General features: G+C 66.8%; 23 protein-coding genes. 12 read left to right on the top strand and 11 right to left on the bottom strand.

Features of this window, described 5'->3' with window-relative positions; genetic code table 11:
- Positions 1-178 precede the first annotated feature (178 nt).
- Positions 179-814 carry an SH3 domain-containing protein gene (locus DM194_RS20060; protein ID WP_111069347.1) on the bottom strand — a complete coding sequence of 212 codons (636 nt, stop codon included), beginning with the start codon at positions 812-814 and terminating at the stop codon, positions 179-181.
- A 227-nt stretch (positions 815-1,041) separates the two neighbouring features.
- On the opposite strand from DM194_RS20060, the gene DM194_RS20055 reads away from it, so the two are divergent.
- The gene (locus DM194_RS20055; protein ID WP_111069346.1) at positions 1,042-1,467 is read left to right on the top strand and encodes a PAS domain-containing protein; all 426 of its coding nucleotides are present in this window, start codon (positions 1,042-1,044) and stop codon (positions 1,465-1,467) included.
- A 19-nt stretch (positions 1,468-1,486) separates the two neighbouring features.
- Here DM194_RS20055 and DM194_RS20050 read toward each other — a convergent pair whose 3' ends face one another.
- Both DM194_RS20050 and DM194_RS20045 read right to left on the bottom strand, forming a co-directional pair.
- On the bottom strand, positions 1,487-3,007 hold the full coding sequence (locus DM194_RS20050; protein ID WP_111069345.1) for an AMP-binding protein: 1,521 nt from the start codon (positions 3,005-3,007) through the stop codon (positions 1,487-1,489).
- A 138-nt stretch (positions 3,008-3,145) separates the two neighbouring features.
- Positions 3,146-3,700 carry a hypothetical protein gene (locus DM194_RS20045; protein ID WP_111069344.1) on the bottom strand — a complete coding sequence of 185 codons (555 nt, stop codon included), beginning with the start codon at positions 3,698-3,700 and terminating at the stop codon, positions 3,146-3,148.
- 472 nt (positions 3,701-4,172) lie between these two features.
- On the opposite strand from DM194_RS20045, the gene DM194_RS20040 reads away from it, so the two are divergent.
- The gene (locus DM194_RS20040) at positions 4,173-4,757 is read left to right on the top strand and encodes a gamma carbonic anhydrase family protein (RefSeq protein ID WP_111069343.1); all 585 of its coding nucleotides are present in this window, start codon (positions 4,173-4,175) and stop codon (positions 4,755-4,757) included.
- Positions 4,758-4,804: 47 nt separating this feature from the next.
- On the opposite strand, the gene DM194_RS20035 is transcribed toward DM194_RS20040, so the two are convergent.
- Positions 4,805-5,566, bottom strand: a complete 762-nt coding sequence (locus tag DM194_RS20035; protein WP_111069342.1) for an ABC transporter permease — start codon at positions 5,564-5,566, stop codon at positions 4,805-4,807.
- Positions 5,563-6,489 carry an ABC transporter ATP-binding protein gene (locus DM194_RS20030; protein ID WP_111069341.1) on the bottom strand — a complete coding sequence of 309 codons (927 nt, stop codon included), beginning with the start codon at positions 6,487-6,489 and terminating at the stop codon, positions 5,563-5,565. The genes DM194_RS20035 and DM194_RS20030 overlap by 4 nt, the downstream gene beginning before the upstream one ends.
- Positions 6,490-6,869: 380 nt before the next feature.
- On the opposite strand from DM194_RS20030, the gene DM194_RS20025 reads away from it, so the two are divergent.
- The 6 genes from DM194_RS20025 (at position 6,870) to DM194_RS20000 (ending at position 15,907) form a co-directional block, all read left to right on the top strand.
- Positions 6,870-7,751, top strand: a complete 882-nt coding sequence (locus DM194_RS20025; RefSeq protein WP_111069340.1) for a formate/nitrite transporter family protein — start codon at positions 6,870-6,872, stop codon at positions 7,749-7,751.
- Between the two features lie 465 nt (positions 7,752-8,216).
- Positions 8,217-9,659 (top strand): bifunctional enoyl-CoA hydratase/phosphate acetyltransferase, encoded by a 1,443-nt coding sequence (locus DM194_RS20020; RefSeq protein WP_111069339.1) that lies wholly within the window; start codon positions 8,217-8,219, stop codon positions 9,657-9,659.
- Positions 9,660-9,671: 12 nt separating this feature from the next.
- Positions 9,672-10,898, top strand: coding sequence for an acetate/propionate family kinase (locus tag DM194_RS20015; RefSeq protein ID WP_111069338.1), 1,227 nt, complete (start codon positions 9,672-9,674; stop codon positions 10,896-10,898).
- 311 nt (positions 10,899-11,209) lie between these two features.
- Positions 11,210-12,217, top strand: coding sequence for a type I glyceraldehyde-3-phosphate dehydrogenase (gene gap, locus DM194_RS20010; RefSeq protein ID WP_111069337.1), 1,008 nt, complete (start codon positions 11,210-11,212; stop codon positions 12,215-12,217).
- A gap of 45 nt (positions 12,218-12,262) precedes the next feature.
- Complete coding sequence (locus DM194_RS20005) at positions 12,263-12,508, top strand: hypothetical protein (protein ID WP_111069336.1); 246 nt, start codon at positions 12,263-12,265, stop codon at positions 12,506-12,508.
- Between the two features lie 336 nt (positions 12,509-12,844).
- A complete protein-coding gene (locus DM194_RS20000) occupies positions 12,845-15,907 on the top strand; it encodes a patatin-like phospholipase family protein (protein ID WP_111069335.1) in 3,063 nt (1,020 codons plus the stop codon).
- Here DM194_RS20000 and DM194_RS19995 read toward each other — a convergent pair.
- Complete coding sequence (locus DM194_RS19995; protein WP_111069334.1) at positions 15,904-16,407, bottom strand: DUF6644 family protein; 504 nt, start codon at positions 16,405-16,407, stop codon at positions 15,904-15,906. The two genes, DM194_RS20000 and DM194_RS19995, sit on opposite strands and share 4 nt — an antisense overlap.
- Complete coding sequence (locus tag DM194_RS19990) at positions 16,407-16,790, bottom strand: DUF6152 family protein (protein WP_246024528.1); 384 nt, start codon at positions 16,788-16,790, stop codon at positions 16,407-16,409. The genes DM194_RS19995 and DM194_RS19990 overlap by 1 nt, the downstream gene beginning before the upstream one ends.
- Positions 16,791-16,891: 101 nt before the next feature.
- On the opposite strand from DM194_RS19990, the gene DM194_RS19985 reads away from it, so the two are divergent.
- Both DM194_RS19985 and DM194_RS19980 read left to right on the top strand, forming a co-directional pair.
- The gene (locus DM194_RS19985; RefSeq protein ID WP_111069717.1) at positions 16,892-17,494 is read left to right on the top strand and encodes a histidine phosphatase family protein; all 603 of its coding nucleotides are present in this window, start codon (positions 16,892-16,894) and stop codon (positions 17,492-17,494) included.
- A gap of 321 nt (positions 17,495-17,815) precedes the next feature.
- Complete coding sequence (locus tag DM194_RS19980; protein WP_111069333.1) at positions 17,816-18,367, top strand: DUF6655 family protein; 552 nt, start codon at positions 17,816-17,818, stop codon at positions 18,365-18,367.
- A gap of 1 nt (position 18,368) precedes the next feature.
- On the opposite strand, the gene DM194_RS19975 is transcribed toward DM194_RS19980, so the two are convergent.
- The 4 genes from DM194_RS19975 to DM194_RS19960 are packed head-to-tail and all read right to left on the bottom strand — an operon-like array spanning position 18,369 to position 22,047.
- Entirely contained in the window at positions 18,369-19,127 is a 759-nt protein-coding gene (locus DM194_RS19975; RefSeq protein ID WP_111069332.1) for an iron ABC transporter ATP-binding protein, read from the bottom strand.
- Positions 19,124-20,092: an iron chelate uptake ABC transporter family permease subunit gene (locus DM194_RS19970; RefSeq protein ID WP_111069331.1), complete on the bottom strand. Its 969-nt coding sequence runs from the start codon at positions 20,090-20,092 to the stop codon at positions 19,124-19,126. Before DM194_RS19970 ends, DM194_RS19975 begins: the two co-directional genes overlap by 4 nt.
- The gene (locus tag DM194_RS19965; RefSeq protein WP_111069330.1) at positions 20,082-21,041 is read right to left on the bottom strand and encodes an ABC transporter permease; all 960 of its coding nucleotides are present in this window, start codon (positions 21,039-21,041) and stop codon (positions 20,082-20,084) included. The genes DM194_RS19970 and DM194_RS19965 overlap by 11 nt, the downstream gene beginning before the upstream one ends.
- A gap of 52 nt (positions 21,042-21,093) precedes the next feature.
- Positions 21,094-22,047: a siderophore ABC transporter substrate-binding protein gene (locus tag DM194_RS19960; RefSeq protein ID WP_111069329.1), complete on the bottom strand. Its 954-nt coding sequence runs from the start codon at positions 22,045-22,047 to the stop codon at positions 21,094-21,096.
- A gap of 325 nt (positions 22,048-22,372) precedes the next feature.
- Here DM194_RS19960 and DM194_RS19955 point away from each other — a divergent pair, with 325 nt between their 5' ends.
- Entirely contained in the window at positions 22,373-22,810 is a 438-nt protein-coding gene (locus tag DM194_RS19955) for an EamA family transporter (RefSeq protein WP_111069328.1), read from the top strand.
- Between the two features lie 168 nt (positions 22,811-22,978).
- Positions 22,979-24,430: a glycosyl transferase family protein gene (locus DM194_RS19950; protein ID WP_246024527.1), complete on the top strand. Its 1,452-nt coding sequence runs from the start codon at positions 22,979-22,981 to the stop codon at positions 24,428-24,430.
- The last annotated feature ends 9 nt before the right edge of the window (positions 24,431-24,439 follow it).

Below are 24,439 nucleotides of genomic sequence, written 5' to 3'. Positions count from 1 at the left end.
CCCGTTGACAAACACAATGCAGCGAGAATGTTCCGTCAGGACTTGCCCACGGCCTGAATTTGACCCATAGCGTGAAACTCGAAGAACGGCATTCGGCCCAATATTTCCATAATTCAACTTATGTGTTCTGGCGGCGCAGGTGACGCGGTCGACCCCGGCCGACCGCGCCTCCTCCAATTCAGCGTGCCGCATTCAACATCGGCCCGGTCAGTTCGGGGCCGTTCGCGGCATCGGCGATCGTGATGGCGTTCGGACCCTGGGCACCCAGCGTCAGCGTCACCGGGCGTCCGTTGTTGTAGTTCTTCCACATCTGGTACAGGGCCAGCGCGGCGAACATCTTGCCGTCGCGGCCGGTGTTGTATTGCCATTCCTGGGTCGGCACGACGCGCAGGGTGCCGTTGCCGGACTGCTCGACCTTATCGGCGAAGCGGTAGCCGAGCTTGTCGCTGATGTTTGCGACCAGCCCGTCGAAGCCGGGCGACAGCCGCCCGAAGCCGGCCTGCGCCGGTGCCGCATCACCGCCGCCCAGCGTGCTGGCGGAGTTGCGCTTGACGAGATCGGTGAACAGCCACCCTTCCTCGCCGGTGCGCAGCACCCGGACGCCCATCCAACTGCCGTCCCGCCGCAGCTCGACGACCTCGTCCCCACGCGCGATGGTGGAGCGAACCGCCGCGTCGTCCGAGGGGCCGGCACGCAGGTTCACCTTCTCGCCCACCACCGCATGCACATCTCCCGGCGCGGCCAATGCCGGCACCACCGGTGTTCCCGCCAAGCCGACTGCCGCAACCAGGGCCAGCATCGTTTTCCGTGACATGACCGTTCCTCCCGCTGTGGGGTGCCAGTGCGCACCGTTTCGCGAACAACGCTCGCCAACGGGTGGATGATCCATCATCGGTTCTCCGCCATTTCCACTTGACCTGAAGTTAACTTGAGGTTTTAGGCTGTGGGTCTGGGATATGGCATGCCACACCCGCGTCCGCGCCGCCCTGCCGGCGGGCGGTTCACCGCAGGACAATTCCCCACAGGATTTTGGGAGGAACGATGAACGAGGAAGACCTGCAGCGGCTCGGACTGGCGCTGTTGAACAGCCCGGCCGAGGCCATCGTCTATTCCGACCGGGAGGGCCTGATCCGGTTCTGGAACGAGGGGGCAGAGCGTGTGTTCGGCTTCACCGCCGAAGACGCGCTCGGCCAGTCGCTGGACATCATCATCCCCGAACGCCAGCGCCAACGCCATTGGCAGGGCTATGACGAGGTGATGCGGACGGGGACAAGCCGCTATGGCAGCGGCGACTTGCTGTCGGTGCCGGCAACGCGCAAGGACGGCAGCCGCATCTCCGTCGAGTTCACCATCGTGCCCCTGAAGGGCGCCGACGGCACGATGATGGGAATGGCGGCGGTCATGCGCGACGTATCGGCACGCTTCGAGGAGTTGAAGACCCTGCGGCGGCAGGCGGCCGGACGCTGAGAAGGGCCCCTCCCCTGCCCTACGCCCCGCCGGACAGGCGCGCCCGCAGTTCGCGCTTGACCACCTTGCCGTAATTGTTCTTCGGCAGCCCCTCGACGAACAGGTAGCGCTTGGGCCGCTTGAAACGGGCGATGCTGGCGTTGCAGTGGGCGTCGAGGCTGTCGGGGGAAATCTCGCGGCCGGGTTCGGCGACGATGAAGGCGACGACGATCTCGCCCCATTCCGGGTCCGGCTGGCCGGTGACGCAGACCTCGGCGACGTCGGCATGGCGCAGCAGCACCTCCTCCACCTCGCGCGGGTAGATGTTGGTGCCGCCGCTTATGATGACGTCCTTCGACCGGTCGCGCAGCGTCAGGTAGCCGCGCCGGTCGAAGGATCCCATATCGCCGGTGTAGAGCCAGCCGTCGCGCAGCGCCTCGGCCGTCGCCCCGGCGTTGTTCCAGTATCCGGCCATCACCACGTCGCCGCGGCAGACGATCTCGCCCACCTCGCCGGGGGGTAGCGGCCGGCCTTCGGCATCCACCACCGCCACCTCGACGCCGCTGCGGGCGAAGCCGACCGATCCCAGCACGGCATCGTCATCGGCGTCATGGTCGCGGCGGCGCAAGGACGTGATGGTCATCGGCGCCTCGCCCTGGCCGTAGATCTGGACGAAGACCGGACCGAAGGTGGAGAGCGACCGGCGCAGCTCCTCCACATACATCGGACCGCCGCCATAGACGATGGATCGCAGATTCGCCGGCCTGCGCCCGCCGCGCTCCGCCTCCAGCCGCAGCCGCTGCACCATGGTCGGGGCCAGGAAGGCGCCGCAGCCGGGATGATGGTCGCAGAGGTCGAGGAACTCCGCCGGCTCGAAGGCCGAGGAGGCCGGAACCACCTGCCGGGCGCCGCGGGCGACATAGGCCGCCATGTAGAGGCCGGAGCCATGCGACATCGGTGCGGCGTGCAGCAGGCTGCAGTCCTCGTCCACCGCCTCGACATCGGCGAGATGGGCGATGGTCATGGCCAGCAGGTTGCGGTGCGACAGCATCGCCCCCTTGGACCGCCCGGTGGTACCGCTGGTGTAGAACAGCCAGCCCAGTGCCTCCGGGTCGGGGTCGATCGGTCCGGCCCATTCCTCCCCGGCCGCCAGCGCCGCATGGTCCGTCCCGCCGATGACGATGCGGCGGCAGGACGCCGCCGGCGACCCGGCCAGCGCCTGTTCCAGCCCTCCGGCGAGCTTGGGCGAAACGAAGACGGCGGAGGCCGCCGAATCCTCCAGGATCTGCACCAGTTCGCGCGGATGCAGCTTGGCGTTCACCGGAGTCGCGGCCATGCCGGCGGCCCAGATGGCGAAGAACAGCTCGACATACTCCGGCACATTCTCGGTCGCGATGGCGATGCGGTCGCCCGGCTGTCCGCTTGCCCGAAACCCTGCCGCGATGCGCAAGGCCCGCGAGCGCAGCGATGCGAAGCTGTGGACCTCTTCGGTGCCGCGGAACACCGCCCCCCGGTCAGGGAATCGGGCCGCGGCCTGATCGAGAAGCGAGAACAAATTCACCGGTGCCGTTCCTTCCGTTTTTGCGGTCCATTCCTGCGGCCCATCCGCTGGCTTGGCGGATTGTAGACCAATAGACGCAAATCGGGAGATTTATCAACGGCGTAGGCGGGATGTATCAACCGGACGATGACCGTGGCGTCACAGCACCATCAGGAGCGCCGGGACGCCGGCCATCACGGCGCCCTGGGTGCCTCCCCAAACGATGCTGTCATCGGCAGGCGAGCCTCCGCCATGGCCGCCAACGTCACGGAAATGGACGATCGCGCAATAAAGGGATGGAACGAGGGCGCTCAGCGAAAGCCACAGCACCCAGTTCGGGGCTTCCCCGATCACGACCGCAGGCGCCAGCATCAGCATCGTCCGGCCGATGCCGGACAGACCGTCGGCAATCAGTCCGGGCCACCCCCGTTCAGGCCGGCTGATGCGGCAGGGCATCAGGAACAGCCCGCCGATCATCGCGGCCGCGGTGGCCGCACCGATCAGCAGCGCCGTTTGCATCGGCAGGAGAAGCGACCATGGCGCGGTGGTGAGCAAGGTGGCCGGCAGCCCCCAGAGAAGCAAACGCAGCCACATCTTCCGCTGCTGGTAAACCGTGCCGAGGAACAGGCCGCCCAGGACACAGCTGGCAACGGTGAACAGACCGGCTGTGATCAGGAGATAGTCGATCAGGAACTGTTCGGTCAGCATCACCATCGCAGCACTCTCCGTCTGTGCGAACAGTCAGAGTGGTGGGCGGCTGCAAGCCGCGTCAACCGAAATGCAGCGCTTGAGGCATGAGCAGCCGGCGAAAGGTCATTCGACCGCAGCCCCGACGCGGGGGCCGCAGCCGCCCGCAAGGGGTCTCCTTTCGGGGCGGCGCGGGCACCACGATTGCTGGCAGGCCGTGCATCGTCTCTCTATATGCTTGCAGCTTAACTGAAGATTCGGGCCTGAATGAGCGTGGGCAGCCAGAGCAAGCGGGGGTGTTCGACCGGGCCGGTGCCGTCGCTGCGCTCATGCGGGAACTCGATTGGTCGCGCCCCCCTGTCGGCCCGGTCGATGGCTGGCCGCAGAGCCTCAAGGCGACCATCCGCGGGCTTGCGGCCGGGATGGTCGCCGATGCGGCCGAAGGCGAAGGCGGGAGAGGAACGGCTCGTCTCCTGATTGGTAAGAAAGGAAAGAATCGATGACCTCCGAGAGCGCACCAGAAACGGCCTTCGTGACGGGCGAAACCCTGCCCGCCCGCCACCCCGGCGCCATCATCCAGCCCTTCAAGGGGGTGTGGCCGCGCATCGCCGCCGACGCCTACATCGCCCCCGGGGCGGTGGTGGTGGGCGACGTCACCATCGGCGCGGAGGCCAGCGTCTGGTACGGCTGCGTGCTGCGCGGCGACGATCACAGCATCACGGTGGGGCCGCGAACCAACATCCAGGACGGCACCATCATCCATGTCATGCTGAACGAATATCCCACCGTCATCGGCGCCGACGTGGTGATCGGCCATGGCGTGCGGATGCATGGCTGCACACTGGCGGACGGCTGCCTGATCGGCATCGGCTCCATCGTGCTGGACGGGGCCGTGGTGGAAAGCGGCGCCATGCTGGCCGCCGGCGCCGTCCTGACCCCGCGCAAGCGCATCCCCGCCCGCCAGCTCTGGGCCGGCAGCCCGGCCAAGCATCTGCGCGACGTCACCGACGCGGAGGTCGAGTTCATCGCCTTCGACGTCCGGCATTATGCCGGGCTTGCACGGATCGCCTCGGGTCGTGGGTGAGGCGCTTGCGGCCGGAACGGCGGGCGCCTGACCCGTGAAACACGCCCTCAGTTCTTCAGCTTGTAGCCCGTGCGGAAGATCCACCACACGATGGCGAGGCAGATCGTCATCATCAGCGCGACCATGGCGAGGCTCAGTCCGACGGGCACGTCGGCGGTGCCGTAGAAGCTCCAGCGGAAGCCGCTGACCAGATAGACGACCGGGTTGAACAGGGTGACGTTCTGCCAGAAGGGCGGCAGCATGCTGATCGAGTAGAAGCTGCCGCCCAGGAAGGCCAGCGGCGTGACGATCAGCATCGGCACGATCTGCAGCTTTTCCCAGCCATCGGCCCAGATGCCGAGGATGAAGCCCAGCAGGCTGAAGGTCACCGACGTCATCACCAGGAAGGCCACCATCCAGAACGGGTGGGCGATGGAGAAATCCACGAACAGCCTCGCGGTCAGCAGGATCAGCGTTCCGAGGATGACGGATTTGGTCGCCGCCGCCCCGACATAGCCGATCACCGTCTCGAAGGCTGAGACGGGGGCCGACAGCAGTTCGTAGATCGTGCCGGAATAGCGCGGCATGTAGATGCCGAAGGAGGCGTTCGACACGCTTTCCGTCAGCACCGACATCATGACGAGGCCGGGGACGAGGAAGGCGCCGTAGCTGACGCCCTCCACCGACGCGAAGCGTCCGCCGATCGCCGCCCCGAAGACGATGAAGTACAGCGAAGTGGAGATCACCGGCCCGGCGATGCTCTGGAACAGCGTGCGCCAGGTGCGGGCCAGCTCGAAGACGTAGATGGCCTTGATCGCATGCAGGTTCATGCCCGCTCCTTCACGAGGCTGACGAAGATCTCCTCCAGGGAGCTCTCCTCGGTGCGCAGGTTCGTATAGTTGATGCCGTGGTCGCCCAGCTTGCGCAGCAGCCCGGCGATGCCGGTCCGCTCGCCCTGCGTGTCGAAGGTGTAGACCAGTTCCCGCCCATCGGCCGACAGGGTCAGCGGATAGCCGGCGAATTCGGGCGGAATGGCGTCGAGCGGGTTCAGCAGCTGCAGGGTCAGCAGACGCTTGCCCAGCTTTTGCATCAGCGCGGCCTTCTCCTCCACCAGGATGATCCGCCCGCCGGAGATCACGCCGATGCTGTCGGCCATCTCCTCGGCCTCTTCGATGTAGTGGGTGGTCAGGATGATGGTGACGCCGCTGTCGCGCAGGCGCCCGATCATCTCCCACATGCCGCGGCGAAGCTCCACGTCCACGCCGGCGGTCGGCTCGTCCAGGAACAGCACGCGCGGCTCGTGCGATAGCGCCTTGGCGATCAGCACGCGCCGCTTCATGCCGCCGGACAGCGCCATGACCTTGGTGTCCTTCTTGTCCCACAGGGACAGATCCTTCAGAATCCGCTCGATCACCGCCGGGGCGGGCGGCTTGCCGAACAGGCCGCGGCTGAAGCTGACGGTCGCCCAGACGCTCTCGAACGATTCCGTCGTCAGCTCCTGCGGGACGAGGCCGATCAGGGACCGCGCGGCGCGCCAGTCGCGCATGATGTCGTGGCCGTCCACCGTCACGCTGCCGGCGGTCGCCCGGACGATGCCGCAGACGATGCTGATCAGCGTCGTCTTGCCGGCGCCATTGGGGCCCAGCAGCGCGAAGATCTCGCCGCGGCGGATGTCGAGATCGACGCCCTTCAGGGCCTGGAATCCTGATGCGTAGGTTTTCTCCAACCCACGGATCTGAATGATTGGCTGCATATCTCCCCTCGGCTTGCGGCTGCGCCGGGTGCGGGCGCCATTGGAGCGGGCGCCAGCATAGCGTCTGACGGACCATGCCGCACCCGCGTTGCCGGGAACAGCCCATATGCGGCCAGCGCCGGCCGGGCCCAGGCATGATGTAGGAACACTACAGGACCGCAACCGCAGCAAGGATCGACATTTTTCCCTGAAAACCCCTTGTTTCTTAACCTTTTGTCCGTAGATTCCATGCGATGAGATTATCTGACGGGCATGCTTGCAAGGGCCGCCCCGACAGGAGTATGTAGTAAAGCTACAAGGTGGAGGCGGAAGCCGGCGGGGGCCGGAACCGCTCCCGCCAATTGGCTTGCACCGATGCGCGGCAGCAAGGACAACGACCGATGAACATGGACAGCAAGGACGTGGGGGGCTGGAGCCAGCCGACTCCGCAGACTCTCGACGCACTTATGCCCGACGCCATTGCTCTTGCCGCCGAGAACCTCGGCGTCAAGAAGGCTCATTACGACACCCCCACCCTGCTCGCCCTGGCCGTGCTCGCCGGCGCCTTCATCGCGCTGGGGGGCCTGTTCGCCACCGTCACCATGTCGGGGGCGGAAGGCATGCTGCCCTACGGCCTGACCCGGCTGCTGGGCGGGCTGGTCTTCTCCATGGGCCTGATCCTGGTGATCGTCGGCGGCGCGCAGCTGTTCACCGGCGACGCGCTGATGGTGATGGCCTGGGCCAGCGGCCGGCTGCGCGCCCGCCAGATGCTGCGGGTGTGGACGATCGTGTGGATCGGCAATTTCATCGGCGCCGCCGGCACGGCGCTGCTGGTCTTCCTGTCGGGGCAATACACCTTCGGGCACGGCGCGGTCGGTTCATCGGCGCTGTATTTCGCGGTGGCCAAAAGCTCGCTTCCGGTCGGCCAGGCCTTCTTCCTCGGCATCCTCTGCAACGTGCTGGTCTGCCTTGCCGTCTGGCTGGCCCTGGGGGCGCGCAGCGTCGGCGACAAGATCATGGCGATCGCCTTCCCGGTCGCGGCCTTCGTCGCCGCCGGCTTCGAGCACTGCGTCGCCAACATGTACTTCGTCCCGCTCGGCCTTTTGATCGAATGGGGCGCGCCGGACAGCTTCTGGGCCGACCTCGGCCGCTCCGTCCCCTCCATCCCGGTCGGCCAATATGTGGTCAACCTCGCCGCGGTCACCGTCGGCAACTGGATCGGCGGTGCGCTCATGGTGGGTGCGGTCTACTGGTTCATCTACCGCCGTCCCAAGCTGCGCTGAGCGGCGGCGGCATACTGAAGGCTTGATTTCCAGAGTTCGGGAAGCCCCCTGCCCCGCGACCGACCCTCCCCGCTCTCTTCCGCCCCCGGAGAGATGACGAGGGCCGGAAGGACCGCGCCCAAAGGGGCTTCCAGGACGGGCGGCGAGCATCGCGATCGTTGAGACTGCTCGCCTTTCTGCCCCTCTCCCCCGTCTCTCTCCCCGGGGGAAGGGGGCTCCCCGCCCGGCCGCGCCACAGACCTGCGGCATTGTGTCATGGGCCGGAAATTTCCATCGGCCCCTCTTGATATACACTTTTGATATACTAATATATCAATAGTTCCCCTGCGGCGCGGATAGCCGGCACAGGCCGGCGGCGGAACGTTTCCGATTTTCCAGGCGCTGCCCTGTCGGACCGCGAATGGCGGCCCGCGCGATCGACCCGGTCAAACCGAGAGTTCAAACGTCAATCGGAGTGTTCAAGCAATGCTTGCCAGTGGTGATGCGGTCGGCAACGGCGTCGGCGCCGTGGTCGAGAATGTGACCTTCGACGAAATCCAGATCGGCCAGACGGCCAGCCTTTCCCGCCAGCTGACGCTGATGGATGTGGAGCTGTTCGCGACCGTGTCGGGCAACATCAACCCGGCCCATCTGGACCCGAAATTCGCGGCCGACAGCCGCTTCCAGAAGGTCATCGGGCCGGGCATGTGGTCGGGCTCGCTGATCTCCGGCGTGCTCGGCACCTACCTGCCCGGCGCCGGCTCGCTCTACGCCGGCCAGAGCCTGCAGTTCCGCCGCCCGGTCGGTCTCGGCGACGTCGTCACCGCCACCGTCACCGTGATCGAGAAGCGCCCGGCCAAGAACCTCGTCGTCTTCGAATGCGTCTGCACCAACCAGGATGGCGAGGTCGTCGTCCTCGGCACCGCCGAGGTGATCGCCCCCACCCAGAAGGTCATCCGCCCGGCGCATGAGCTGCCGCAGATCCAGATGATCCGCCACGACAAGCACGACGCGCTGCTCGCCAAGTGCGATGAACTGCCGCCGGTCGTCACCGCCGTGGCCTATCCCTGCGACGCCAGCTCGCTCCAGGGTGCGGTCGAGGCCGCCCAGGCCGGGCTGATCGAGCCGATCCTCGTCGGGCCGGAAGCCCTCATCCGCGAGGTCGCCGCCTCCAACGGGCTCGACATCGGCGGCTACCGCATCGTCGACGCCGCCCACAGCCGCGCCGCCGCGGCAGCCGCCGTGGCGCTGGCCCGGACCGGCGAAGCCGAGGCGGTGATGAAGGGCAGCCTGCACACCGACGAGCTGATGGCCGAGGTGGTGAAGAAGGAGACCGGCCTGCGCACCGGCAGCCGCATCAGCCACGTCTTCGTGATGAACGTCCCGACCTACCCCAAGACGCTGCTGATCACCGACGCTGCGATCAACATCTACCCGACGCTGGAGGACAAGGTCCACATCGTCCAGAACTCCATCAACCTCGCCAAGGTGCTGGGCGTCGAGACCCCGCGCGTCGCCATCCTGTCGGCGGTCGAGACGATCAACCCGAAGATCAACACCACGCTGGAAGCCGCCGCGCTGTGCAAGATGGCCGACCGCGGCCAGATCACCGGAGGCATCCTGGACGGCCCGCTGGCCTTCGACAACGCCATCTCCGCCGAGGCCGCCCGCACCAAGGGCATCACCTCCCCGGTCGCCGGGCAGCCCGACATCCTGCTCGCCCCCGACCTGGAAGCCGGCAACATGCTGGTCAAGCAGCTGTCCTTCCTGGCCCATGCCGATGCCGCCGGCATCGTTCTGGGCGCCAAGGTGCCGATCATCCTCACCAGCCGGGCCGACAATGTGCGGGCGCGGCTTGCCTCTTGCGCGGTCGCCTCGCAGGTCGCCGCTGCTCAACGCCAGCCGAAGCTCGCGCTGGCCGCCGAATAGGACGCTATCGCCATGGTTGCACATTCCCATTCCGGCAGCAACGCCTGCCTCGTCATCAATGCCGGCTCCTCAAGCCTGAAATTCTCGGTCTTCCAGGATGGCGCCGACGCCGAGCTGAAGCCGGTCGTCACCGGCCAGATCTCCGGCATCGGCACGGCTCCCCGCTTCGAGGCGAAGGACGCCGCCCGCCACAAGATCGCCGACCACAGCTGGGCCGGCGGTGAGACTCCGGGCCGCGCCGAGCTTCTGCACCATCTGCTCGACTGGATCGGCGACACGCTGAAGGGCGCCACGCTGGTCGCCGCCGGCCATCGCGTCGTTCATGGCGGCACCCGCTTCTCGGCCCCGGTGCGCGTCACCCCGACGGTGCTCGACCAGTTGGAGGAGCTGATCCCGCTGGCGCCGCTGCACGAGCCGCACAACATCGCCGCCATCCGGGCGCTGGCGCAGGTCTATCCGTCGCTGCCGCAGGTGGCCTGCTTCGACACCGCCTTCCACCAGACCCAGCCCTGGCAGTCGCAGACCTTCGCCATCCCGCGCGAACTGACGGCGGAAGGCATCCGGCGCTACGGCTTCCACGGCCTCAGCTACGAGTACATCGCCCATCGCCTGCCGCAGCTGGCGCCGGAACTGGCCGACGGCCATGTGGTGGTCTGTCATCTCGGCAGCGGCGCCAGCCTGTGCGCCATGCATGCCGGGCGCAGCGTCGACACCTCCATGGGCTTCACCGCGCTGGACGGCGTGCCGATGGGCACCCGGCCGGGCGCGATCGACCCCGGCGTGCTGATCTACCTGATGCGCGAGAAGGGCTACGGCGCCGACGAGCTGGAAAAGCTGCTCTACCACAAGTCGGGCATGCTGGGCGTGTCGGGCATCTCCAACGACATGCGCGACCTGGAGAGTTCCGACCTGCCGGCCGCGGCCGAGGCTGTCGAGCTGTTCTGCCACAACGTCGCCAAGCAGGTGGCGGCGCTCGCCGGCTCGATGGGCGGGCTTGACGCCGTGGTGTTCACCGCGGGCGTGGGCGAGAACTCCACGCTGGTCCGTGAGCGGGTCGCGGAGAAGCTGGGCTGGCTCGGCGTGTCGATCGACGCGGCGGCCAACCGGGCGAAGGCGACGCGCATCTCCGCCGAGGACAGCCGGGTGCCGGTGTTCATCATCCCGACCGACGAGGAACGGATGATCGCCCGCCACACCCTGGGCGTCATCGCCGCCGAGACGATGAGCCAGGCGGCTTAAGCGCCCTCTCCACCCCAAGGAGAGGGCCGGGGAAGAAGGTTCGGGGGAGGGGGATGCGCACATGTTGGATTTTGGTTGAAGTCCCGCCACGCATCCCCTCCCCCGGCCCTCTCCCCGCCTGCGGCGGACCGGAGTTCCGCCATTCGCATCGGCCGCCACGCCCCATGCCCGGGACAATCCGTCTCCCGGCCTGACGGCAGACCCCCGCCCTAAAACGCAGCCCCCAGCGGGTCGAAACCCGTCCTTCCCGGTTAAAACGAGTCTCCGCCCCAATCGGTACGAGACCGCAACGGAATGACTGGAGCACGATCATGGCTATACGGGTAGCGATCAACGGTTTTGGCCGCATCGGCCGTCTGGTTCTGCGCGCCCTCTACGAGGGCGACCGCAAGGATCTGGAGGTCGTGGCCATCAACGATCTGGCCGATCTGAAGGCCAACGCCCACCTGCTGAAGTACGACAGCGTCCACGGCCGCTTCCCCGGCACCATCGAAACCGGCGACGGCGTGCTGATCGTCAACGGCCACTCCATCAAGGTCATGCAGGAGCGTGACCCGGCCAAGCTGCCGTGGAGGGATCTGGGCGTCCAGATCGCCATGGAATGCTCGGGCATCTTCACCAAGCGCCCCGACGCGTCCAAGCATCTGGAAGCCGGGGCCGAGAAGGTGCTGATCTCCGCCCCGGCCACCGACGAGGACATCACCGTCGTCTACGGCGTCAACCACGACAAGCTGACGGCCGAGCACAGGATCGTCTCGAACGCCTCCTGCACCACCAACTGCCTGGCGCCGGTCGCCCATGTCCTCCACAACCTGGTGGGCATCGAAAAGGGCTTCATGACCACGATCCACTCCTACACGGGTGACCAGCGGATCGTCGACACCAACCACCGGGATCTGCACCGCGCCCGCGCGGCGGCCCTGAACATGATCCCGACCTCCACCGGCGCGGCCAAGGCGGTCGGCAAGGTGCTGCCGGAACTGAAGGGCAGGCTGGACGGCACCGCCATGCGCGTCCCGACCCCGAACGTGTCGGTCGTCGACTTCAAGTTCACGTCCAAGCGCCCCACCTCGGTCGAGGAGATCACCAAGGCGATCTCCGACGCCACCAACGGTCCGCTGAAGGGCGTGCTGGGTGCCTACACCGAGGATCTGGTGTCGACCGACTTCAACCACGACCCGCACAGCTCGATATTCGCGCTGACGGAAACGAAAGTTATCGACGGCAATTTCGTGCGCGTCATGGCATGGTATGATAACGAATGGGGCTTCTCCTGCCGCATGGCTGACACCGCCGTGGCGATGGCGAACGCCAAGTAAGCTGCGCCGAACAAAAATACCGACCCAGACCAAAGGAGCCGGACGATGAGCAAGACGATCATGTGGGCTGAAACCGACGCCAAGGGCTTCGAGTCCGAATGCCTGTTCAACGAGGACAGCCGCCAGTACGAAGTGATGGTCTGCGCATCGGGTCGCCGGCTCTGCAGGTCGGAGTCCTTTCCGGCACAATCCGACCCCATGCAGGGGATGACCGACGAGGACCGCCAGCATGCCCTGCAGATTGCCGAACGGCTGGTCACCGAGATCGAGCACGAACTGGGCGACCGCTGAATTCAGTGAATCCGAAAGGGGGCCGGGACCGCGATCGAAGCGGCCCGGCCCTTTTTTTGCCTTCTCCGAACATTCCCATGAACCGGCAGCCTTCGGTGCCGCCTCCCCTTTCATGAACTGGCGGCTTGGGAATGGTGGAACTCGGCCCTCGGTCAATCGTTTTACGAGATTTTCCTTTTTCATACACTGATTATCGATATAAATTCATAATCGTAAGCCAATCTTTGCGGGTGTGCAATGGTATGCGGATCCCGATAGCCATTGATTCGCGCCCCGTACCCTTTATCAGCCTCAACGGACGCCTGAAGCGGACACCCACGCCCGCAGGGCGTTCGAATGCCCACTGCCACCATCCATGATTGCGTTGACGGTATAAGACGAGGGGGCACCGGTATGGCAGAACCTCTGAACACCATTGCCGTTTTATGTGCCGAGGCGGAGGCGATCCACGGCGAGGAGGCGTTGAAGGAACTGCCGACCCTGCCGCCGGACTTGTCGCGCCTCGACGACGAAGCCGCGAAGGCGATGGGACGCAAGGTCAGCGCCCATCTGGGAAGGCTGGAATCGACCGCCCTTTGCCTGTCGGGCGGCGGCATCCGCAGCGCCTCCTTCGCGCTTGGCATCATCCAGGCGCTTGCGAGCTGGCCGTCCCGCAACGAACGCCACCAGAAGACGTGTGTTCCGCCGCCCGATACCGGACAGGCGCTTCTCGGTCAGTTCAACTATCTTTCCACCGTGTCAGGCGGCGGCTACATCGGCGGCTGGCTGTCCGCATGGCTGATGCACGATGGCTTTGCAAAGGTGCTGCCGGCCCTGCGCAGCCGCGATGGCGCCATCGGCGGCGTCGAACCTTCCCAGATCAACGACATCAGACGTTACGGCAACTACCTGACGCCCAAGGTCGGGTTGCTGTCGGCCGACACCTGGGCGGCGGCGGCGATGATGGCGCGGAACCTGCGGCTGAACTGGACGCTGCTGCTGCCGCTGTTCCTGCTGAGCATCCTGTTCGTCAAGCTGGTCGTCCTCGGCGAGACGGCCCCCGCCATGGTCGGCGATTCGGGGCGGCCGTGGTTCGGCGCGCTTGGGACCTGGGGCGTCGGCCTGCTGTCGGCGGTCCTCGCGGCCTTCGCGCTTTCCCTCTCCCAACGCCTGGATTTCAACCATGAGAGCGGTGAGGAAGGCGGAAGGCAGGAAAACACTGGGAAGACGGCCGAGAGCTTCTCGCAAAAGCAATTCATCGGTCGCAGCCTCATACCGGCGATCCTGGCCGGATTGTTTTGGACGGCAATCCTGGACAGCAGATACGTTTCAGATGCGCTGCCCGCGGACTGTTGCTCGGCATCGGCCGGTTCCGGGCATCTCATCCTCGTCATCGGCGTCCTGTTCGGGATTGTCATCTTCGGCGCCGCACGGCTGTATGGGCGTTTGCGATCGGGTCAGTATGCCGAGAAACGGCCTGGGATTCTCGACCTCCTCAAGCTGAAATCCTGGGGATGGCTGGTGGCGGGCGCCTGCTACGGCGCGCTCATCGGCTTCGGAACGCGTGTTCTGCCGCCTGCATTCGATCCGGTGTCGCACTGGCCGGATCCGCAGCAGCAAATCCTGCTCGTGCTGTTCGGCCTGCCCTGGTTCCTGATGTCGCAGATGGCGGCCGAGTCCGTCTATGTCGCGCTGACCAGCAGCGAGGCCCGCACCGACGAGCAGCGGGAGTGGTTCGCGCGGTCGGCCGGATGGTTCATCGCCGTATCCGTCTTCTGGATACTGGGCACCGCGCTCACCCTCCTGGGGTCGCTGGCCCTGGCGCTGGCGCAGGCGGAATGGAGCCTGCCCATCGAACTGTCGGCGGTCGGGGCGGCGGTCAGCACCGTCGTCGGCTGGCTTGCGGGGGCGAGTGCCCGCACGCCGGCCGAAGGAGCGGCCAACAACCTGACCGGGAAGATCTTCAGCGCCCTGGCGATGGTGGCCGCCACGTTGTTCTTCGGCTTCCTCGTGGTGCTCGGTTCCGCCTGGATCGATTTGGTCGCATTGAATGCTCCGCTCATCGGATTTCCGCAGGAATGGTATATTTTTCTCCGCGCGGCAGCGGTTGAACCGGACCCCTGCTGCAGCGTGACCTCCTATCCCGGCGCATTCCTGCAGCTTTGCATTCTGGGCGTCCTCCTTGCGGCCGTCGCACGGTTCGCGTCCCGATTCGTGAACATCAACCGCTTCTCATTGCATGGCCTCTACCGCAACCGGCTGGTCCGCGCCTTTCTGGGGCCGTCGTACCCCAACCGGAAGCCCGACCGCTTCACCGGCTTCGACATGAACGACAACGTCTACATGTCCCAGCTGTGGGGGGCCGACGCCACGCCGCACCGCGGCGACAACTGGCGCCCCTTCCATATCCTGAACCTGACCCTCAACGTGGTGTCGAGCCGGGAACTCGCCTGGCAGCAGCGCAAGGCGATGTCCTTCACCGTGTCGCCCCTCCATTCCGGCGCGGCGGGGCTGGAACCACGGCCGAACGTCGATGGCGTCGCCCGGTCGCTCTATCTCGGCGCCTATCGGGATTCCAAGCATTACGGCGGGGCCAACGGCATCACGCTCGGCACCGCCATGGCGGTTTCCGGCGCGGCGGTCAACCCGAACATGGGCTACCACTCGTCGCCGGTGGTGACGCTGTTGCTGACGATGCTGAACGTTCGTCTCGGCTGGTGGCTGGGCAATCCCGGCAAGGCCGGCGCCGATACCTGGCAGCACAGTGGGCCTCCCGATGCTGCGAAAGCGATCGTCAGTGAAGCGTTCGGCCTTACGACCGAAGCGCTAGCCTATGTCAACCTGTCCGACGGCGGGCATTTCGAGAATCTCGGGCTTTATGAAATGGTCAGGCGCCGCTGCCGCTACATCGTGGTCAGCGACGCCGGCTGCGATGCCGATTTCGCCTTCGAGGATTTGGGCAATGCCGTGCGCAAGGTGGAAATCGACTTCGGCATTCCGATCCGCTTCATCCGGCTGCAGGATTTGAAGCCGCGGCCGGCCGAGCCGGGCATGTCGCTGCCCGACATCCCTTATCACTCCATCGGCATCATCGATTATCCGGCGGTCGACGGTGCCGACGCCGAATGCGGCCTCATTCTTTACGTCAAGGCCAGTTTCCACAACTGCAATGAGAGCGCGGGCGTCAAGGCCTATGCCAAGGCCCATCCGGACTTCCCCCATGAGCCGACGACCGACCAATGGTTCGACGAGGCGCAGTTCGAGAGCTACCGCTCCCTGGGATTCGAAATCATGACCATGATCCTCAACGAGGCCGCTGGCGCCTGCAACGTCGTCCAGCCCGGACAGCACGACCTGAAAGGCCTGTTGAAGGCGCTCTGCAACGCGGCGATTCGATCGACGCCCTGCGGCTCCGTCTAAACGTAGGCGATCAGCCGCCCGGACGCCAGAACCGCGACCCACAGCAGCAGCGAGGCCGCGCCGGCCAGACGCGCCGCCGGCGGCGGCCGCCCTCCCCCGCCCCAATCGAGGATCCGCCGCCCGACGCCGCGATGGAACAGCAAGATGTTGGCGAGCGCGGCGACCAGAAGCACCATCTTGATCAGGAAAGCCGGATTGCCGGCCAGGGCGGTCGCCTCGCTGATGAACAGCAGCATTCCGGTCGGCACCGCCAGGACGAAGCCGACGACCGCCACCGGCAGCAGCAGGCGCGACAGCGCCTCGACCGGCAGGCCGGCGCGCAGACCCATCAGCCGCAGATCGAAGGCCACGATCGCCCCGACCAGCAGCGCCAGCCCCAGGATGTGCAGCACCTCGACCAGCGGATAGAGCCAGAGCGACTGGCGCAATGCCTGACCCAGGCCGGAGGTCTCCAGCGCCACCAGCCAGCCGGGTCCGGTGGGGCCCTGGCTGTGGTCCATCAGCGCAGCTCGACGGTCTGGCCGCCCGCGGTGATGCGCTCCGCCCGCAACTCCGCCGGCTCGGACTTGTGGGCATAGCCGACGACAGTCACCGTCTGGCCGGGCTTGATCGTCCCGTCCGGCAGGCCGCGCGCGGTCATGCGGCCGGGCGGCGCCAGCACCACATGCCACAGCTTGCCGTCCGATTGCAGGTTCAGCATGGCGTGCGGGTTGCTGAAGGCGAACTGTTCCACCGTGCCGGTCAGGGTCAGCGTCTTTTCGGAATCGTAGCCGCCCCAGCCATGATGGGCGAGGGCCGGCAGCGCCACCGCCGCGGTAGCGGCTGCGAAGCTTGCGGCAACAAAGACACGGGATCGGGTGTTGAGCAGGTGGCTGCGGACCATGGTGACGCACTCCCTCTCATCAGGCATCCTCGCCACACATGGGGTGGGCCGCCGTCCCGGCAAGTGGCGGGCGGAGAACCGCACCGCCAACGGAGATGCCGATGCCCGTATCGATGTCCATCCCCCGCCGCACCCTGATGGCGCTTGCCGCCGCGCTGCTCGCCGTCCTGGCCGCCACAGTCCTGGCCACCCCAGTCCTGGCCGCCACAGTCCCGGCCACCACGCTGGAAACCGCCGGTCTCGTCGTGCTGCTGCGCCATGCGGAGGCTCCCGGCACCGGCGACCCGCCCGGTTTCAGGCTGGACGACTGCGCGACCCAGCGCACGCTCAGCGACGATGGCCGCGCCCAGGCCGGGCGGATCGGCGAGCAACTGCGGCAGCTCGGCATCGGCAAGGCCAGCGTGCTGTCCAGCCAATGGTGCCGCTGCCTGGAGACGGCGCGGCTGCTGGACCTCGGCCCGGTGAAGGAGATGTCCGCCCTCAACTCCTTCATCGGCAACCCGGCCGAGGAAAAGGACAAGACCACCGAACTCCGCCAGTTCCTGGCCGACCTGCCGCGCGACGGCCAGCCGGTCGTGCTGGTGACGCATCAGGTCAACATCACCGCGCTGACCGGCATCTTTCCGGCCTCGGGCGAGGCGATCCTGCTGCGGGCGAACGGCACCCCCAATCCCGACCGCATCGACCGCCTGCAGACCCGCTGAAGGCCCCGCCCAACCCCGGAGCGCCACCGCCGCCTGCAAAACGGAACCATTGGCGTGCTCCTTGCGGGTAACGTCGGACCTGAACATCTGCGCCATTGACCGGGGCGGACCTGTCGGTCTGGATAGGCCGCTTCAGGTGGCACCCCGCAGTTCGCACGGCCGCCGCTGGTAGAGGCCGGGAAAAATCTAATGTTCTTCAGACGGACCGGTTTGTTTCACATGCCCGTACTTGGCAGAGATAGGGCATGGCGCCGTCTATACGGGGCATTCCAACCCATGTTATTCGCAGCTGTCGGGTTTGGTCTCGCCGGATGCTCCTCCGTGCAGGTCACGACACCCGCGCGATCCGCCACCGAGCAGCTTCTGATCTCCACCGCCGCGGACCAGGCGGCGGAGCGGCTGGCCGCCCAGCTGGCGGTGAAGGGCAGCATCTTTGTCGATGCCAGCGGCGTGGAGGGCTACGACACCAAATACGCGGTCTTCGCCGTGCGCGACGCGCTGCTCCGCCACGGCGCCGCCATGGCGGAGACGCGCGACGCCGCCGCCACCGTCGTCGAACTGCGCGTCGGCGCCCTGTCGGTGGACAGCGAACGCTCGCTCCTGGGCATCCCCAGCATCGACATCCCGATGCCGGTCGGCGGCAGCTCCTCCACCCCGGAGATCTCGCTGTTCAAGAAGGAGCTGACGCAGGGCGTCGCCAAGATTGCCGCCACCGCCTATGACAGGAACAGCGGCGAGCTGGTCGCCTCCAGCGGGCCGCAATACGGCTTCTCCAACCGGGCGGAGTGGGTGCTGCTGCTGATGCTGAGCTGGGACACCAACGACCTGCTGCCGCCCGACACCCGCCCCGATCCGAAACCCTGGGACAATTAGGTCAACGGAAATACAGCGCCACGCGCTTGCCGTCGATCTCATGGATGTCGGCCTCCACGCCATAGACGTCGCGGATGACGCAGGGGGTGATGATGTCCTCCGGCGGGCCCTGGTAGGCGATGCGTCCGTTGCGCATCGCCACGATCCGGTCCGAATAGCAGGAGGCGAAATTGATGTCGTGCAGCACCAGGATGATGGTCTTGCGGAACTCGTCGGCGGTGCGGCGGAACAGCTTCATCATCGCCACCGCATGCTTGACGTCCAAATTGTTCAGCGGCTCGTCCAGCAGGACATAATCGGTGTCCTGGCACAGCACCATGGCGATGAAGGCGCGCTGGCGCTGGCCGCCCGACAGCTCGTCCAGGAAGCGGTGGGCGACCGCCTCCAGTTCCAGATAGCGGATCACCCGCTCGATATGGCCCTGGTCCTCCACCGTCAGCCGCCCCTTGCTGTGGGGATAGCGGCCGAAGGCGATCAGGTCGCGCACGGTCAGGCGCGCCGTCATCTGGTTGTCCTGCCGCAGGATCGACAGGTGCCGCGCCAGCACGTCGCCGGGCGTCGTCGTGACGTCCATGCCCTCCACCGTCACCGTGCCGGCCGGCACCGGCAGCAGGCGGCTGATCATCGACAGCAGGGTCGATTTTCCAGCCCCGTTCGCCCCGATCAGCGAGATGACGCCGCCGGCCGGCAGGGTGATCGACACGTCGTCGACGACGACGGTTTCGCCATAGCGCTTGCTGGCATTCCGGACCTCGATCATCGGGCCGCTCTCCGCACAAGGATGATGAGGAAGACGATTCCGCCCAGGAACTCGATGACGATGCTGAGGGCGCCGTTGAAGCCCAGCAGCCGTTCCAGGACAAGCTGGCCGCCCATCAGCACCAGGATGGCGATCAGCGCCGCCACCGGCAGGATCACGCGGTGGCGGTGCGTGTCGACCAGCAGATAGGCCAGGTTGGCGACCAGCAGGCCGAAGAAGGTGACCGGACCGACCAGGGCGGTGGAGACGGCGACCAGCACCGACACCATCACCAGCACCCACATCACCTCGCGCCGGTGATCGACACCCAGGTTGATGGCGGCGTCCCGTCCCAGCGCCAGCACGTCCAGCACGCCGGCCTTGCGCCACACCGCCACCGACACCGCCAGCACCACCAGGGCCGAAACCGCCAGAAGCTGGCCGTCCACCCGGTTGAAGCTGGCGAACATGCGGTCCTGAAGCACAAGGAACTCGTTGGGGTCGATCACCCGGTACAGGAAGCTGGTGATGCTGCGGAACATCACGCCGAAGACGATGCCGACCAGCATCAGCAGGTGGAGCCCGCGCAGGCTCCCCGAAAACAGCCAGCGATAGAGCAGCCAGGAAAAGGCCACCATCGCCACGACCTCGGCGCCGAAGCGCAGGCGCGGGTCGAGGACCGCCACCGTGGCGGAACCCAGCTGGAACACCAGAACCGTCTGGATCAGCCGGTAGAGGGCGTCGAAGCCCATGATCGACGGGGTCAGGATCCGGTTGTTGGTGATGGTCTGGAACAGCACCGTCGACATGGCGATGGCATAGCCGACCAGCACCATCGCCGCGACCTTGGTGCCGCGGAAGGTCAGGATGAAGCTCCAGCTTCCCTTGGCGCCGACGGTCATGAACAGGACGATGGACGCGGCCGCCAGCCCGCCCAGCCCCGCGATCAGGACGGCCGGAGGCAGCGAACGGCGATCAGGCGGCATGGCGGTTCTTCCGCAGCAGCAGGTAAAGGAAGATCGCGCTGCCGACGATGCCCATGGTCGTGCCGATCGGAATCTCGTAGGGGCGGATCACCAGCCGGCCGGCGATGTCGCAGGCCAGCACCAGCCCGGCGCCGAACAGCGCCACCCAGGGCAGCGACTGGCGCATGTTGTCGCCGCGCATCAGGCTGATCAGGTTGGGCACGATCAGGCCCAGGAAGGGGATCATGCCGCAGGTGGCGATCACCGCCGCCGTCACCAGCGACACGATGACCAGCCCGAGCGACACCACGCGCCGGTGGTTCAGGCCCAGATTGGTGGTGAAATCCTCCCCCAGCCCGGCGACGGTGAAACGGTCCGCCGCGACATAGGCGACGGCGGTCAGCACGGCGCCGATCCACAGCAGCTCGTACCGGCCGCGCAGCACGCCGGAGAAATCGCCGGTTTCCCACGCCCGCACCGACTGCAGCATGTCGAAACGATAGCCGACGAACTCCGTCGAGGCGGTGATGACCGCCCCGAGCATGATGCCGACCAGCGGCACGATCAGCGGCGAGCGCAGCGGCATCCGCCGCAGGATGCCCAGGAAAAGCGCGGTTCCCGCCAGAGCGCAGACGCCCGCCACCAGCATCCGGCCCAGCATCGGGGTTTCCGGCGCCAGCAGCGTCACCATCAGCATGCCGAACACCGCCGATTCCGCGGTCCCGGCGGTGGACGGCTCGACGAATTTGTTGCGGGCGAGCATCTGCAGGATCAGGCCCGACACCGCCATGCCGGCCCCGGCCAGCACCAGGGCAAGCGTGCGCGGGATGCGGCTGGCCAGCAGCACCTGAGTCGCCTCGTCCGAGCTCCCGCTCAGGATCTCGCCGATCGTCACGTCGCTGACGCCGACGAACAGGCTGACCGCCGCCAGCGCGATGACTCCGGCGGCGGCCAGGACGATCCCTCTCATGCCGGCGACCCGCCGCCGGCGCCGATAGCCACGTTAGCTAAGGCGGACATCGTCACGCCTTACCCGTCAGCGCCGCCTTGAGGGCGTCGGCATCCTTCTGCATGGCGTTCAGCCCGCCGCCGAGCAGGTACCAGTTCGCCGCGTTCAGATAGACCACCTGCCCCTTCTGCCATGCGGTGGTCCGGCGCACGATCTCGTTGTCCAGCAACTGCTTCGCCGACTGGCCTTCGCGCCCGATGGCGGAATCGCGGTCGATCACGTACAGCCAGTCCGGGTTGGTCTGCAGGATGAACTCGAAGTTGACGGCCTGGCCGTGGTTGGAGGTGTCCAGCTTCTCGGCCGCCGGCACCACGCCATAATCGGTATGGAGCGCGCCGAAGCGCGACCCCGGACCATAGGCGCTGATCTTGCCGCCGGTGGTCAGGATCAGCAGGCCTTTGCCCGCCCCCGCCGCGATCGACTTCACCTCGGCGACCGATGCGCGCAGATTGTCGGCGCGGGCCTTCACCTCGGCGCTCTTGCCGAAGATGCGGCCCAGGATTTCGGCATTCTCCAGCGCGCTGTCGAAGAAGCGTTCGGGCTTCACCGTCAGGTCGATGGTGGGGGCTATGGCCGACAGCTCGGCGTATTTCGGGGCGGTCCGGCTGCCGATGATGATCAGGTCGGGCTCGGCGGCGTTCACCGCCTCGTAGTCCGGTTCGAACAGCGTGCCGATCTTGGCATAGCGGGGGCCGTCATACTTGGCGAGATGAGCCGGCTTCGGCTGGGTCGGCACCCCCGCCACCGGAACGCCCAGCGCATCCAGCGTGTCGAGCGACGCCATGTCGAAGCACAGCACCTTCTCGACCGGCTTGGTCAGCTTCGTCTCGCCCTGGGCATGGCGGATGGTGCCGGCGGCTGCGGTCTGGCCGAAGGCCGCACGCGGCATCAGGAAGGGGGCCAAGCCGGAAACCCCGATCGCCAGACCTGCGGTCAACAGTTCCCTGCGGCGCGTCACGATGGTCATCACAACTCCCAAAAATATCCGGAATAGGCCGAACCTGCGGACGCCGATGGGCGTGGGACAGGTCCGAACGGCAGGAGGGATCGGTGCGCCCCCCTGGGACCGATCCGATGCCACATGCTAACGACTCTAATTCTCACTTGCAAAAACTTCCGCCTGAGACGATGCGACGCAGCGCGAATGGCGGCCATGCCTATCCCCACCCCTGGCTTCTTCCGCCCTGCCCCATGGCGACCGGCGGGCTTGCCGTGGCCTATGCATCGACCGCAGGATTCATGCCTTCAATGCCGCGGGCGGCGCGGGACGCGATCTGAAGGAAACCGAGAGAATGACCGATGGCCTGTTTCCCTCATGGATGCTGTGGGCCCTGTTGTCGGCCTGCTTCGCGGCGCTGACCGCCATCTTCGCCAAGGTCGGGGTGGAGGGTGTCGGCTCCGACATGGCGACGTTGATCCGGACGGCCGTCATCTTCCTGATGCTGATCGGCATCGTCGTCTGGTCGGGACAGTCGCTGTCGCCGTCCGCGGTGTCGGGAAAGACCTGGTTGTTCCTGGTTCTGTCGGGCCTCGCCACCGGAGCGTCCTGGCTCTGCTATTTCCGAGCGCTGAAGCTCGGCCCCGCCTCGCAGGTGGCGCCGGTCGACAAGCTCAGCGTGGTGCTGGTCGCCCTGTTCGGCGTGCTGTTCCTCGGCGAGAAGCTGTCGGCGCCGAACTGGCTCGGCGTCGTCCTGATCGCCGCCGGCGTGATCCTGCTGGCCTTCAAGTAGGCGCCGCAACGGCTTGCCCCACGGCGCGACTGCGTATCATTATCGCTGGCCTGCAAAGACCGAAGAGAACACCAGATGGGCAGCATCGGCGATCGTCCTTCCATGGCTGCGGACCGGCCTGCGGACCCTCTCGAATGCCGCCGGGGGTGCCGGCAAGCGAGCGACAAGTTGACGCGCGGGCGCATGATCGTGGCGCTGGATGCCCTGCTGTCGAAGCGGAACGTCACCCTGGCCGCCCGGCAACTGGATATGCAGACGCCGGCGCTCAGCCGCCTGCTCGGCCAGATGCGGGAGGAGTTCGGCGATCCGCTGTTCGTCCGGTCCGGCCGCGGGCTCGTCCCCACCCCCTTCGCCGAAGCGCTGCGGCCGAAGGTGCAGGCATTGGCGGCGGCCATCGACGACCTGTTCCAGCCGACCGTCGCCAACCTGCAGTCCGAGCCCTTCGATCCCGGCTGGAACGTCCCGTCCTCGGTTCCGGTCCCGCCACTGGCGACGCGGCCGGCCAACCTGCTGGACGGCCAGCCCTCCCCGGCGGAGGTCGCCTCCAATCTGGATCGGGTCGGGCAAAGCAGTTCCCCCCATGACCGGCTGGCCCGGAACATCGGCATTCTCGGCATCGCCGGCGGCGGCCATGGCCGCCCGTTGACCATGGAGGAAGCGGAAGAGGCGATGGGCATCGTGCTGGCGGGCGAGGCGGACCCGATCCAGACCGGCGCATTGTTCGGCATGATGCGCGTGCGCGGCGCCACCGCGCCGGAACTCGCCGGCTTCGTGCGGGCGATGCAGGGCCATGTCGCCGCCCGGTTCGGCGGCCGATTGGATGGCCGATTGGGCAGCCAACCGGGCAGCGAACCGGCATCCCGTCTCGAAGCGGATCTGGACTGGCCCTGCTTCACTTCGCCCAACTACCACAACCCGCCCTGGTTCTTTCACGCCGCCAAGCTGGTGGCGGAGGCCGGGTATCGGGTTCTTCTGCACGGCAACACCGGCAGCGGTCCCGCCGCCGGGCGGTACGAGGTGGTGGCCGCCGCGCTCGGGATTCCGGTCTGCTCGACGGCGGACGACATCGGCGCCGCCCTGGCGACGCAGCGGATCGCCTATGTTCCGCTGACGGCGCTCGCTCCTCAGATTCACCGGCTGATCGGCCTGCACCGGCTGACCCAGTTCCGCAACGCAGCCCTGGAGGCGGTCCATCTGCTGCGGCCGGCCGGCGGGCGCACCAGCCTGCTGGGCGTGACCAAGCCGTATTACCGCGAACTGCATCGCGACACCGCGCGCCTGCTGGGCTTGCCTCATATCTCCGTGCTGGGCAGCCTGCGCGACGTGGCGCAATACGCGCCCTTCCGCCCGGCAACCATCCATCGCCTGATCGACGGCGAGCCGAACGACCTCGCCCTTCCCGCCCGCATGGCGGAACCGCCGGCCACGCCCCGCCCGCGCGGCACCAGCCTGGAATACTGGCAGGGTGTGTGGGCCGGCGGAATGCGCGATGCGCGGGCGGAGCGGATCATCGTGGGAACCGCGGCCTTCGCTTTGTATTCGTTGCCGGGCGCCGCCGAAGACTTCAACGCTGCATTGTGTCTGGCGGAGGAACTGTGGAAGCATCGTTGCTGCCGCTGATCCCGGATG

Source organism: Azospirillum ramasamyi, from assembly GCF_003233655.1.
In the GTDB taxonomy this organism is placed as follows: Bacteria; Pseudomonadota; Alphaproteobacteria; order Azospirillales; family Azospirillaceae; genus Azospirillum; species Azospirillum ramasamyi.
Note: the sequence above shows the minus strand (reverse complement) of the source record. Positions and strands in the feature narration are given on the sequence as shown.